Below are 13,892 nucleotides of genomic sequence, written 5' to 3'. Positions count from 1 at the left end.
CCTTTATATATGAATAATAAGTCAATGCTGAGCCCCCTTCACAACTATATATCTGCTATCCTGATCTTGGTACTTTTTGCTAACTGGGGGTGCACAGAAACTATACACGCTCAGGAACAGCCGGACCCCAATCCCAACCCGTGGGTCACCGCTTACCTGGCTACATGGCAACATAATGCGGGTACCCCCTACAGTAACTGGGGTAGCCTCACCACCGATGATATCGACTGGGATGCTATAACCCACTTAATCTATTTTGCATTGAATATCGGTACTGACGGGAAACCCAGCCACAGCCTTGATCCCAGAGAACGAAGGAATATGAATACCGATCGGATCTATTCAATTACAGAGGTGGCTCATCAGCATGATACAAAAATTCTGTTTAGCGTTGGCGGGGCAGGAAATTATAAAGGTTTTAGTTCCGCCATCAAATATGGCAACCGAGAACAATTTATTGCAACCATTAAGGAATGGATTACTGTTTATGGCTTTGATGGGGTTGACCTTGACATGGAGCCGATCCGGCGGAGTGATTATAATAACTATCGACAGTTTGTCCTCGAATTGCAGGGAGAACTTTCAAAAATACAGACCCAACGGGGAGAACAACCGATGATAACTATAGCCGCGCTTAAAGGACCTGAGGTCTCAGAATTGTATGCCAGTATTCAACAGTATGTCGACCAGATCAATATTATGACCTACGACATGGCCCAGGCATGGTCAAGCTGGCAGGCCTGGCATAACTCTGCCCTATTCAGTGATGGCGTTACCTTCGATCGAACGGGTGGTGAGATGTCGAGTATCAAGCAAAAAGTCGATATCGCCCTAAATGCCAATATTGAGCGCAGAAAACTAGGAATCGGGATTGATTTCTATGGATATATCTGGCATGGTATACACCGTTTAGGAAAATGGGAAAACTGGCCGGCGCAGGACCTTTCAATCATGGAAAGATCGGGTGGAGTTCCCTATTCTGAACTTTACGATCGCTTTGATCTCCACCTGGCATCCTGGGATTCAATTGCACAAACCTCCTATCTAAATGCCAAGGACCCAAAAGCATTCGTATCTTTTGACAATGAACGGTCTGTACAGCGAAAAATTAAGTATGCAGTGGATGAAGGCCTCGGAGGAGTCATACTTTGGGAGCTGGGGGGAGGCTTCTTAAATGAACGAAAAGATGGTACAAAAGATCCTCTTCTTCAGGCCGTTAAAACTGCTGTATTGGATATGAAGAAAAAGTACAGAATCTCAGAACAAATAATTAAACAATGAGTAAAAAAGGAATCTTCTTGAGATTTAGATCAACAAATAGAGATCCAACTGCTCAAGTATCTGCTTCAACCTTTGTTATAGTTCCTCTTAAACAGCAATAATATTTTAATTAATAGACCTATGATTAAATTTCTGGCTTTCTCACTCCTTATTTTAATGTTGGGTGAATGCAGTTCTTCTGCGAATACTAATGACAATAATACCTCTCCGGATCCAAACCTTTTTGTCAGCGTGAGAGATGGAAATTTTGTAGTCGACGAACAAATTATAAAACTGGTAGGCACTAATGCATACCATCTCCCGACCTACCATAAGATTAATCCTGACGTGGTTGCTACCTCCTTTGATGCCTTCCAGGAAGCGGGCATCAACTTGGTACGCATGTGGGGATTCTATGACGGGCCGCCTCAGTATGAAAACGACATCACCCTGCAGCCCGAGCCGGGAGTATATAATGAGGAGGATCTGCAGCGGCTTGATCAGGTTATAGCTCAGGGCAAAGAACACGGAATTCGTTTTGTGATCGCCCTGGTCAACAACTGGGGTCAGTTGGGGGGCGTGCCCCAATACAACGAGTGGGACGGTAACTCCGGCGGCGGGATGTCACATTTCATTAATGATCCCGATACCCAGCAATGGTTCAGAGATTATATCAGCATGTTGCTGAATCGGGTGAACACCGTCACCGGAGTCGCCTACAAAGACGAACCCGCGATCTTCTCCTGGGAGATCATCAACGAAGGCCGCTTGTCCGGCGGTGATCCTGCCGAGCTGCGTGATTGGTACCAAGATATCGCCCAGCATATTAAAAGCATCGACTCCAACCATATGGTCTCCACCGGAGAAGAAGGATTTGATGATTCCAGCCTCGGCAGCTGGACGGATGGTGGTTCATTCCAGCATCCCGACTATTCAACGGATAGCTACTCCAACACCTACGTATTACGGGCCAATGAAGGCACCAGCTACGTGCTCAATACGCAGATCCCGGAAATCGATTATGGAACCGCCCACTGGTATCCCTCCGAATGGGGCTGGGGCACCGTAAGTCAGGATCTGTTCGACGCCCAACACGCCTGGATCAGCGACCACATCGCCATCGCAGAGGCTGAAGGCAAGCCGTTCTTGCTGGGCGAATACGGGTTCCCGGGATGGGGCGATGAGCGCGTGGAACAGGTTTACAATGACTTGTGGAACCATGCTGAACAAACCGAACTGGATGGTTCGCTGCTGTGGCAATTTACCCCGACAGGTACCAAATGCTACGAATATGGCGGAAATATCTGCTGGCCCGGCGGACGTCAGGATCAAGTCCTCTATAACGAATTCGTCGATCATATCAATGCGATGAAGACCGATAACTGAAATAGTCTGATCTTACATTCTTTATCTTTTTAAGCCTGTCTACTCCTTATTGGGGCAGGCTTGTTTTTTTGCATTTCTCCTAATTAATATATCAGTAAAAAAGCAGTCAAAACTACCCGGGTTTTTACCAAAATAACCCCAAATCACCTCCCAACTGATAAAATATTTACTGATTAATATTGTAGCATATCTTTTCATTTTGTTTCTAATTAAAAATTGTAAAGATACAGTATCAGACTCCGATTTACTGAGGAAACGACAAATGAGATTAAACTTTTTTCTCCAACCGATGTCGCAAATGGACAGTTAACCTCCCTCAAGCTCAACTAAAATAGCATAGCTGCCAAACCATTTACTGGATTCCTCGCACATAAATGCGACTATATTATTTAAAAAAATAACCTTCTATTCTATTAAATTTCTCTTTTCATTTCCCACTTCATTTAAAAGCATGCGTTCCAGCCAGTTAGAAGTACCCTTAATATCTTCGTCTTTTAAGAATAAACAAGGAACAACATGGTGTAATAACCAGTACTACCTATACTTAATATCAATTACTATAAATACTTGTAAATATTATAGTTGCAAATAAATAATATCATCCTAATAGGGAAAAAATACCCCAATACCCACACAAGACCCTAACCCCCCAAAAGTCATATTAATTATGAGTAACCGATTACTCTATCTCTTTATGAGCATTTTTATGCTTTTAGCATTGGTACAATGCGAAGAGTCCATCACTATAACAGGTGGACCCGACTTAATAGAACCTAACCTTATAGCCCCTGAAGATAGTACAATGCAATCAACATCTCTTTCCTTTGAATGGGAAGATATAGAAGGCGCAGAAAATTACCGTATTCAAATTGGAACTGATGAGATTTTATCATCAATCATTATCGACAGTCTTTCTCAAACCACAGATTTTGATATTAGTGGTTTGCCATATGATACAACCATTTACTGGCAAGTTCGTGCTATGGCTGAAGAAGTAGAAGGACCATGGTCTCAAACCTGGCAGTTTTCTACTGAAGAAGAACCACAAAATGCTAATCCGGTTTCTGCCGAACTTCAAAGTCCAGAAGATAACGCTACTGACCAAGAAGTTGACGTAAGCCTACAGTGGACGATGGTTGCCAGTGCCTCAGCTTATAATGTACAAGTAGCAACTGATGAGAATTTTGATTCTATTTTAAATGATCAGGAAGTTGAAAATTCATCGTACCAAACATCTAATCTAAATTTCGATCAAACCTATTACTGGAGAGTAGAACCCGTTGTTTCTGATCAAGAAACTGAGTGGTCATCCGTATTCAGCTTTAGTACGATGACTCAAACGCAGGAAGTACCTCCTGTAACGCTCGTGGCTCCCTCCGATGGTGCAACCGATCAATCTACGACGCTTTCCCTTGAGTGGGAAGAGCTTTCTGATATAAATGAATATCGGGTGCAGGTTGCTACCGATAATAATTTTTCCTCTCCTCTTGTAGATCAAACCACGGCCAATCTCTCATACGAAATCTCCGATCTGGAATACAGCCAAACTTATTACTGGAGAGTTCAGGCCAACGGTGACAATAACAGTGAAAACTGGTCAAGTGTTCGTGAATTTACAACCAAACAGCAAACGACAAATCCCAATAACGATGCTATTGTATCGGTAGAAAACGGAGAGTTTGTCGTCGACGGACAACCGCTGCAGGTCGTCGGAACCAACTCCTATCACCTTCCAAACTATGAAAAAATTAATCCGGACGTGGTGAACACCTCCTTTGATGCCTTCCAGGATGCCGGGGTCAATCTTATACGCATGTGGGGATTCTATGACGGGCCGCCTCAGTACAGTAATGACATCACGCTACAGCCCGAGCCCGGCGTGTACGATGAAGAAAACCTGAAGCACCTCGATGAAGTGATTGCCAAAGGCAAGGAGCACGGAGTTCGCTTTGTAGTAACGTTGGTTAACTACTGGGGTCAGTTGGGGGGCGTGCCCCAATACAACGAGTGGGACGGTAACTCCGGCGGCGGGATGTCACATTTCATTAATGATCCCGATACCCAGCAATGGTTCAGAGATTATATCAGCATGTTGCTGAATCGGGTGAACACCGTCACCGGAGTCGCCTACAAAGACGAACCCGCGATCTTCTCCTGGGAGATCATCAACGAAGGCCGCTTGTCCGGCGGTGATCCTGCCGAGCTGCGTGATTGGTACCAAGATATCGCCCAGCATATTAAAAGCATCGACTCCAACCATATGGTCTCCACCGGAGAAGAAGGATTTGATGATTCCAGCCTCGGCAGCTGGACGGATGGTGGTTCATTCCAGCATCCCGACTATTCAACGGATAGCTACTCCAACACCTACGTATTACGGGCCAATGAAGGCACCAGCTACGTGCTCAATACGCAGATCCCGGAAATCGATTATGGAACCGCCCACTGGTATCCCTCCGAATGGGGCTGGGGCACCGTAAGTCAGGATCTGTTCGACGCCCAACACGCCTGGATCAGCGACCACATCGCCATCGCAGAGGCTGAAGGCAAGCCGTTCTTGCTGGGCGAATACGGGTTCCCGGGATGGGGCGATGAGCGCGTGGAACAGGTTTACAATGACTTGTGGAACCATGCTGAACAAACCGAACTGGATGGTTCGCTGCTGTGGCAATTTACCCCGACAGGTACCAAATGCTACGAATATGGCGGAAATATCTGCTGGCCCGGCGGACGTCAGGATCAAGTCCTCTATAATAGCTTTAGAGATCACATTCAGACTATCAATAGCAGCAATTGACCTCATTATAACTTAAAGCATATAAAAAAGGCCAGTTACATTATGTAGCTGGCCTTTTTACTTATTGATTTATTAAGAGGAAATAACTTTTAGAATCAGCTTTTCCAATCATTTGATGATTTATTTTTCTCGTATTTATCAAGTTTATTGTGCAACGTTTTTCTTGTGAATCCCAAAATTTTGGCTGCCTCAGTTTTATTATTATCTACTGAATAAAGGGTTTGATCAATAACTCTGCGTTCAATTTCTTCGAGACTCATTCCAACAGGAATTTGAATAAATTTGTCATTAGGATTGCCTTTTGATACTGGATATATATTTTCTCCTCGATGAATCCGCGATGGAATAACATCAGGAACAATTGTCCCGCCATCAGAAAGTACCACACTACGCTCTACAATATTTTTTAGCTCACGCACATTTCCTGGCCAGTCATATGACAAAAACATCTCCATAATTTCTTCGGAAAACACAATATCTTCGATACCATAGGCTTCCACAAAATGATTTTTATAAAACTCCACTAATAACGGGATGTCTTCTTTACGATGTCTGAGCGGGGGTACATATAATTCAATAACATTCAATCGGTAAAAAAGATCTTCCCGAAAACTTCCAGATTGTACCTGGTCAAAAAGAATTTTATTCGTTGCTGAGATCAATCTAATATCAACATCAATCTCTTGCTTGCCACCAACTCGTCTAAATGATCCCAATTCAACTGCGCGCAACAACTTTACTTGGACCGACTTGGGCATCTCTCCGATTTCATCTAAAAAGAGTGTGCTTTTATGAGCCAACTCAAAGCATCCCTCTTTTCTAACATGTGCTCCTGTAAATGCTCCCTTCTCGTGGCCAAACAGTTCACTTTCAACCAACTCAGATGGAATAGCACCACAGTTTATAGCTACTAATTCATTTTGGTTCCTATTACTGTGGTAATGAACCAACTGAGCCAAAACTTCCTTACCGGTTCCATTTTCCCCAGTTATTAAAAGAGTAGCTTTGGTTTTAGCTACCAGCATTACCTTAGCCAGTAACTCCTTCATCATAGTATTCTGCGTAATAAAAACGGGCTTCTTAACTCCCTTCTTATTATTAATACCATCATCACCTGACGAATTCATCTCCATAATGTACCCCTCTTTAAAACAGTATAATTTAGTTCAAACCTAATGCACATTTTATATTTTAACTAAAATAGCCAACCTAAATATTTTATTTCCTATCACTATTTTTAATAGCCCCTTTTATTCAGGTAATCAAAAATCTATTATAATTTTCATCCATTCCCAGTTAAAATTCTTTAATCTTTTTGCGAACAATTCCTTTACTCTAATAAAATTATAAAGAAGTGTCAGAGTTTGATCTCTTTTGGGCTCATTTAAGTTCTGGTAATAGAATATGGGGTTTGCTGTCCAAAAAGGTTGCAAAAACTCGGATGCAGTTATTGTTTAAGCACCTTCAAGGCTTTGCGAGCCGCCTGCTGCTCCGCTTCTTTTTTGCTTTTGCCTTTACCCTGAGCCATAGGTTTCTCATCAACATAGACTTCAACTCCAAAAGTCTTGTCGTGTCCCGGCCCCTCTTCTGATACAACGGTATAGGTGGGAATTTCCATTTGCTGCGCTTGAGCAAACTCCAGCAGCAAGCTTTTATAGTTATCAAGCGTATTTACAATTTGGTCAAAATCAACGTATTGCTCAATAACCTTACGCACAAATTTTGAGGCAGGTTCATAGCCCAAGTCAAGGTACAAAGCACCAACAAGTGCTTCAAAAAGATCTGATAAAACACTTTTGGATTCTTCAATACCTTGTCCACGTACTCTTTTCCCCAAAAGCATGAGATTGTTAAGCTCCAGCTTTTCAGCGTACATTGCCAAAGTATTTCCCTTGACAAGTTTAGCGCGTAATTTAGTCAGAAACCCCTCGTTTTCATCGGGAAAAAGATCAAAGATAATTTCAGTAACAATTAGATCAAGAACGGCATCGCCCAGAAATTCGAGACGTTCATAAGAATCAATGGATGAAAAGTTTTCATCAGCTAATGTAGACCGATGGCGAAGTGCACGGATATAAATAAAAGGATTATCAATTGAAGTGCCGATAATCCCTTCGAGCTTCTGTATTCGTTCTTCCTGCTCAGTAGGTAATTCTTCGTCAGTTTGAAAATATGACCTGAGCTTGTCAAACATTAACTATTCTTCGTACTTTTTAAATACGAGCGTAGTATTATGGCCACCAAATCCAAATGCATTATTCAACGCATATTTTACGTCTCGCACTTCTGCTTCATTGAAGGTATAATTTAGATCACATTCCGGATCGGGCGTTTCGAAATTTATTGTTGGCGGAATCATCCCGTGATAAGTCGACAGCAACGTAGCCAACGCTTCAATTGCTCCAGCGGCACCAAGTGCATGCCCTGTCATCGACTTTGTGGAATTGTGATTAATTTCATAGGCATGATCTCCAAAGACCTTTTTTATGGAATTAGTCTCGGCAATATCGCCAAGCGGCGTTGAAGTGCCATGCATATTGATGTGATCTACATCTTCAGTCGAAATACCTGCAGAGTCAAGTGCTCTGTTAAGAGCTAAAATCACCCCTTCTCCATCGGGATCAGGAGCGGTAATATGGTGAGCATCAGCAGAGAAGCCATACCCTACAATTTCTCCGTAGATTTGAGCTCCGCGCTCTTTTGCATGCTCATACTCCTCTAAAAATAGAATCCCCGATCCTTCGCCCAGCACAAAACCATCACGATTCTTATCGAATGGACGGGATGCAGATTTCGGGTCATCATTACGAGTAGACATAGCCTTCATCGAGTTAAAACCCGCTACACCAATACGTGATACAGGGGCTTCTGATCCTCCGGAAACAGCCATCTCACTTTCCCCCTTTCTTATGGAGTCGTAAGCCAGAGCAATATTATGAGAACCGGTAGCACAGGCTGATACAGCACAAAAATTGGGACCTTTAAATCCATATTTAATAGAAATTTGTCCCGCTACCATATCGGGTATTAATTTAGGGATAAAGAATGGAGAGACGCCACGAGGTCCATGTTCATGAAATGAAATAGCTTGGTCATAAAAGGTGTTCATACCTCCTATTCCCGTTCCAACAATTACAGCCACCTCATCTTTATTGATGTTGTCCAAATCAAGACCCGTATCCTGAATCGCTTCTTCAGCTGCAATCAGCGCATACTGGCAAAATTTGTCCAGACGACGCGCTTCTTTGCGTTCGAAGTAATCCTGTTCATCGTAGTCTTCAATTTGTGCGGCAAATTTGGTCGGGAAGTCAGAAGTATCAAAATGCTCAATTGGCTGAGCTCCACTCTTCCCCGATATTAACCCATTCCAGAAATCAGGTGCCGTCTTACCTACAGGGGTAAGGGCACCGATTCCGGTAATTACAACTCTGCGATTAGACATGCTAAAAAGTTTAGCGCTTGAGAATGTTAACTTACTTTCTCCTGGAGATATTCAACAGCATTTCCTACTGTAGCAATATTTTCTGCATCTTCATCAGGAATACTGATGTCAAATTCTTTTTCGAACTCCATAATGAGTTCAACAGTATCCAATGAATCAGCACCTAAATCGTTGGTGAAGTTCGCTTCATGCGTAACTTCTGATTCATCAACACCTAATTTATCAACGATAATTGATTTTACTTTTGATTCTACGTCTTGAGACATAACAGTAATTTAACTTATGTTCGGGTTAACTTTAATGAAAACTGCCCACTTTCGTTAAGCATGGGCTGAAAATACAATATAAATTCATAAAATACACTTTATCTAAAAAGTGTATTCAACTACACATTTTTAATAACAAAAACTTTGGGATTACATCCCCATTCCACCATCAACTCGGACCGTTTCTCCGGTAATGTAAGAACTGAAATCTGAAGCTAAAAATAATACTGTATTAGCAACTTCCTCGGCATCACCGGCACGTGCCATTGGGGTTTCTTCTTTGATTGCTTCAAGAATATCTTCATCCAGCTCATCCGTCATTTCGGTAGTAATATATCCGGGGGCCACAACATTTGCGCGAATATTTCTGGAAGCAAATTCTTTCGCATAGGATTTCGTAAATCCAATAATTCCTGCTTTTGAAGCAGCATAATTACTTTGTCCTGCATTACCGGAAAGCCCTACAATAGAACTAATATTTATAATAGAGCCGCCACGATTTCGCATCATTGGCTTGGCAACGGCTTTACTGTAATTAAAAATACTTTTAAGATTCGTATCTATTACCTGATCCCACTGTTCTTCGCTCATTCGCAGGATTAGATTATCACGAGTAATACCGGCATTATTTACCAGAATATCCAGTTTCTCCCAGTCATCTGTTAATTCTGCAATAACTTCTTCTGCCTTTTCAAGCTTTACAGCATCAGCCTGGATAGCTTTCGCCCTGCAACCCTTGGCCTCAATTTCTTCTTTCACTTCATTAGCCGCATCAACCGAACTGGCAAAAGTAATCGCTACATCAGCTCCATAATTTGCTAATGTTAATGCAATAGATCGACCGATTCCACGACTTCCTCCTGTTACTAATGCTGTCTTTCCTTTAAGTGATAAACTCATTATAAAATAATTTTATTGATAACCATTTATTTCAACATCGTCTAACGTTCGCTTTACAAGCCCCTGCAGAACCTTGCCAGGCCCTACCTCAACAAACGACCCAGCTCCGTTCTCATGCATGTTTTGGAGCGTCTGTGTCCAGAGTACAGGATTTAGCAGCTGATTTAAAACGTTCAATCGAATTTCTTCGGGATCTGTTGTCGGCTCTGCTGTATAGTTGCTGTAAATCGGACAATCAGGTTTAGAGATATCCAGTTTTTCTAAACTTTCTTTCAGTCCATCATAAGCTGGTTGCATCAACGAAGAGTGAAAAGCTCCACTAACAGGAAGCTTTTTCGCCAATCGGCAACCTTCTTCTTTCAGTAGTTCTACCGCCTTATCGATGGCTTCTTCATCCCCGGAAATTACCAATTGTCCGGGACAATTATAATTTGCAGCTATTACTTCTTTACCGACTTCTTCGGTTGCCTGTTCACAAATACGTTCTACAACTTCATCATCCATACCGATTACAGCCGCCATTGTACCGGGATTATTTTCCCCGGCCTGTTGCATGAGCTCACCACGACGACGTACAATTTGGAGAGCATCTTCAAATGCTATGGCTCCACAGGCAACAAGTGCAGTAAATTCCCCCAGACTGTGTCCCGCTACCATATCAGGATCGGCGTCCAGGGTATTATACAACGCTATGGAATGTAGGAAAATAGCAGGCTGAGTAAATTCCGTTTGTTTCAGCTTCTCCTCTGGACCCTCAAACATGATCTGCTTTAAATCAAAGCCAAGAATGTCATTAGCCCGATTTACATAAGAAACAAACTCTTCATTTTCATCATAATGAGATTTTCCCATTCCAACAGATTGTGATCCCTGTCCGGGAAATAGATACGCTGTACTCATCGTTATTTCCACCCCCATTTTAGATATATTGATCCCCATGTATAGCCTCCGCCAAAAGAGGCCAGGATCAAATTATCACCGTGTTCTAATTCATCTTTCCAATCATATAAACAAAGCGGTATGGTAGCCGCTGTTGTATTTCCATATTTATCAATATTCACCATCACTTTGTCGCTGTCTAACCCCATACGATTGGCTGTAGCATTAATAATACGCAAGTTCGCCTGATGAGGAACCAGCCATGCTACATCATCAGCTGTAAGATCATTCTTTTCCATAATTTCTTTAGAAACATCCGCCATTCCAACAGTCGCTTTTTTAAAGACTGTACGTCCATCTTGCTTGGCATAATGTAGTCGTTCGGCAACGGTCTGCTCACTGGCTGGGTTCATACTCCCCCCTGCCGGCTGGTATAACGATAAATTCGTATCCCCTTCAGACCGATGTATATAATCAATAATTCCTGTTTCATCTTCTGAAGCTTCGAGTAAAACCGCACCTGCTCCGTCACCAAACAAAATACAGGTAGATCGATCCGTATAATCAATAATTGAACTCATTTTATCGGCACCAATTACCAAAACTTTTTCAGCCCGACCTGATTCAATAAAATTAGTTCCGGTGGTAAGTGCATACAAAAAGCCCGAGCAAGCAGCGGACAAGTCAAAAGCGTAGGCATTACTGGCTCCAATCTCTTTTTGCACCAAACAAGCTGTGGCCGGAAAAAGATAATCGGGCGTTACGGTTGCTAAAATAATAGTATCAATCTCTTCGGCAGAAATACCCCGCTGTTCAAGTGCCTCTTTGGCTGCCTCAGCTCCCATAAAGGCTGTGGCCTTATCATCATCCTGGAGGATACGCCGTTCTTCAATACCGGTACGGGTTCGTATCCATTCGTCGTTCGTTTCTACCATTTCTTCGAGATCGGCATTGGTCAGCCGATTCTCAGGCAGATAATGTCCTACTGCTGTTATAGCTGCTCGTGTTGCTTCCGCCATGTATGGGGTTTATTTATTTGAGAGATGCTACAATTTTTTCGTTGATATTGTGGTCCACACACTTTGCGGCACTCAATATCATATTTTTGATCGCTAACGGAGAACTACTTCCATGCCCTACCATGGTTAATCCATCAACGCCTAAGAATGGAACACCACCAACTTTATCGGGATTAAACTCTGCAAGTGATGTTTTCAATACCTTGCTAACCAACTTTGCTTCTTCAGCTCCAAGCCCTAAATCTTTGATTCCTTTTTTCACAAATAATTCAAGTGCGTCGGGAATAGATTCCCCAAATTTAAGAACAATATTTCCGATTAGTCCGTCACATAAAAAGACATCAGCCTTTCCATTAAATATATCACCACCCTCCACATTTCCAATAAAATTAGGGAGCGACTGAAGTTCTTTATATGCGTTTTTTAGATTTTCTGTCCCTTTTTCTTCTTCTTCGCCTACATTAAGCAAACCGACCTGAGGATCATCCACATCCATGATCTCATTAACAAATACCCTGCCCATTTTTGCAAATTCAACAAACATCGATGGACGTACTTCTAAGTTTGCTCCGGCATCCATTACCAATCGGGGACCTTTAATTGTCGGGTAAATAGCCGCAATTGTTGGACGACTTACGCCCTCCAGCTTTCCTAACAGAAAAGTAGAGGCCGCAAGCAATGCTCCCGTATTTCCGGCGCTAAGAAATGCATCACACTTCCCCTTTTTGTGCATTCCAACACCCGTAACAATAGAAGAATTCTGCTTGGTCTTTACGGCTTGGGCAGGTGACTCATCCATCCCAATGATCTCGGGTGCATGTTGAACTAACAATCGTTCTCGATCGTAGTCATGGCCTTCAAGCTCATCGTTTATTACATCTTCCGGGCCAACAAGTATAACGGTAATATTTGGATCGTCTTTAATAGCTTGTATTGATCCTTCTACCGGACTTTTTGGATAGTAGTCGCCCCCTGCGGCATCTACAGCAATGATCATGAATAAGAGATTAGGATAAAATTACTTATTTACATTAAGAATTTGGCGGCCGCGATAGTAGCCGCATTCTTTACAGATATGATGATAGCGATGCAGTGCACCACAATTATCGCATTCAGCCAGGGTTGGCTCACCTATTTTATTATGTGAGCGACGCTTGTTGGTTCGTGATTTCGAATGTTGCCGTTTTGGATGTGCCATTATCTTATAATAATATTTCTGTTAGTTCTTAAGTTCTTTCAATTTTTCCCACCGGGGATCTACCACCTCGGTGTCTGTATCTTCTTTAATATCTCCGAAAGATTTCGTTTCAAACTCTTTTGGTCGCCCTTCTTCGTCAAGAAATTTTGGATGTAGTTTCTTTATCGGGACGTTCAAAAATATGGTATCACGGACTTCATTTTCAATGCTCAGTGTGTTGGTGGAGAAATCAAATCTCCGAACAGCACCGTTTTCATCTTCTTTTTCTTCCTGAACATCAACCTTGAACACTACTTCATAGTCTGATTCAATAGGTTGGATGTACGATTCAAGTGATCGATCGCAAACAATTTCTACATCCGAATCTACATGAAAATTTACCCGAATAAAATGTAGCGTACGGTAAAAAAGAAGATCCACCGTCCCGCCCTGAAACGTATAAGGCGATAGGTCTAAATCCTCTTCGGTTAACTCTACCGTGCGCCGACTTTCGCCGTCGGGTATTTCTACTATGTTAAATTCAAGTTTTGACATATCCGTAATAGTTCCCAAAAATATGAATATTTGGATTTATCTGCAATCAATTAAACAACCCAAATAACCGCTGCTCAACAAGCTCAATAATACGACCTAAATCTTCCTTGTTATTTACGAAGTCCAAGTCGTCAGTATCAATAATAAGCTTCTCATGGGGATAACGCTGAATCCAATCTTCATACAACCTATTTAAACGCTCAAGGTATTC

At 42.3% G+C, this 13,892-nt stretch carries 13 protein-coding genes; 3 read left to right on the top strand and 10 right to left on the bottom strand.

Annotation, left to right across the window (positions count from 1 at the left end; genetic code table 11):
* Positions 1-9: 9 nt before the first annotated feature.
* The 3 genes from ACQ4LT_RS10195 to ACQ4LT_RS10185 all read left to right on the top strand — a co-directional run bounded on the left by ACQ4LT_RS10195 (position 10) and on the right by ACQ4LT_RS10185 (position 5,443).
* On the top strand, positions 10-1,281 hold the full coding sequence (locus tag ACQ4LT_RS10195; protein ID WP_445665935.1) for a glycoside hydrolase family 18 protein: 1,272 nt from the start codon (positions 10-12) through the stop codon (positions 1,279-1,281).
* Positions 1,282-1,401: 120 nt separating this feature from the next.
* Positions 1,402-2,646 (top strand): glycoside hydrolase 5 family protein, encoded by a 1,245-nt coding sequence (locus ACQ4LT_RS10190; RefSeq protein WP_445665934.1) that lies wholly within the window; start codon positions 1,402-1,404, stop codon positions 2,644-2,646.
* Between the two features lie 667 nt (positions 2,647-3,313).
* Positions 3,314-5,443 carry a fibronectin type III domain-containing protein gene (locus ACQ4LT_RS10185; RefSeq protein WP_445665933.1) on the top strand — a complete coding sequence of 710 codons (2,130 nt, stop codon included), beginning with the start codon at positions 3,314-3,316 and terminating at the stop codon, positions 5,441-5,443.
* A gap of 95 nt (positions 5,444-5,538) precedes the next feature.
* On the opposite strand, the gene ACQ4LT_RS10180 is transcribed toward ACQ4LT_RS10185, so the two are convergent.
* From ACQ4LT_RS10180 to ACQ4LT_RS10135, 10 genes are all read right to left on the bottom strand, one after another.
* Positions 5,539-6,576, bottom strand: a complete 1,038-nt coding sequence (locus ACQ4LT_RS10180) for a sigma-54 interaction domain-containing protein (protein ID WP_445665932.1) — start codon at positions 6,574-6,576, stop codon at positions 5,539-5,541.
* A gap of 314 nt (positions 6,577-6,890) precedes the next feature.
* A complete protein-coding gene (gene rnc / locus ACQ4LT_RS10175) occupies positions 6,891-7,637 on the bottom strand; it encodes a ribonuclease III (RefSeq protein WP_445665931.1) in 747 nt (248 codons plus the stop codon).
* Between the two features lie 3 nt (positions 7,638-7,640).
* Positions 7,641-8,885, bottom strand: a complete 1,245-nt coding sequence (fabF, locus tag ACQ4LT_RS10170; protein WP_445665930.1) for a beta-ketoacyl-ACP synthase II — start codon at positions 8,883-8,885, stop codon at positions 7,641-7,643.
* A 26-nt stretch (positions 8,886-8,911) separates the two neighbouring features.
* Complete coding sequence (locus ACQ4LT_RS10165) at positions 8,912-9,151, bottom strand: acyl carrier protein (RefSeq protein ID WP_095607522.1); 240 nt, start codon at positions 9,149-9,151, stop codon at positions 8,912-8,914.
* 150 nt (positions 9,152-9,301) lie between these two features.
* On the bottom strand, positions 9,302-10,051 hold the full coding sequence (fabG, locus tag ACQ4LT_RS10160; RefSeq protein ID WP_445665929.1) for a 3-oxoacyl-[acyl-carrier-protein] reductase: 750 nt from the start codon (positions 10,049-10,051) through the stop codon (positions 9,302-9,304).
* A gap of 12 nt (positions 10,052-10,063) precedes the next feature.
* Positions 10,064-10,951: an ACP S-malonyltransferase gene (gene fabD, locus ACQ4LT_RS10155; protein WP_445665928.1), complete on the bottom strand. Its 888-nt coding sequence runs from the start codon at positions 10,949-10,951 to the stop codon at positions 10,064-10,066.
* Between the two features lie 2 nt (positions 10,952-10,953).
* Positions 10,954-11,949 carry a beta-ketoacyl-ACP synthase III gene (locus ACQ4LT_RS10150; protein WP_445665927.1) on the bottom strand — a complete coding sequence of 332 codons (996 nt, stop codon included), beginning with the start codon at positions 11,947-11,949 and terminating at the stop codon, positions 10,954-10,956.
* Positions 11,950-11,962: 13 nt separating this feature from the next.
* Entirely contained in the window at positions 11,963-12,946 is a 984-nt protein-coding gene (gene plsX, locus ACQ4LT_RS10145; RefSeq protein WP_445665926.1) for a phosphate acyltransferase PlsX, read from the bottom strand.
* A 21-nt stretch (positions 12,947-12,967) separates the two neighbouring features.
* A complete protein-coding gene (gene rpmF / locus ACQ4LT_RS10140; protein ID WP_445665925.1) occupies positions 12,968-13,147 on the bottom strand; it encodes a 50S ribosomal protein L32 in 180 nt (59 codons plus the stop codon).
* A 21-nt stretch (positions 13,148-13,168) separates the two neighbouring features.
* Positions 13,169-13,681, bottom strand: a complete 513-nt coding sequence (locus tag ACQ4LT_RS10135; protein WP_445665924.1) for a YceD family protein — start codon at positions 13,679-13,681, stop codon at positions 13,169-13,171.
* Positions 13,682-13,892 lie beyond the last annotated feature (211 nt).

It is taken from the genome of Fodinibius sp. AD559 (genome assembly GCF_052712805.1).
This window is presented reverse-complemented; position numbering and strand designations above follow the sequence as displayed.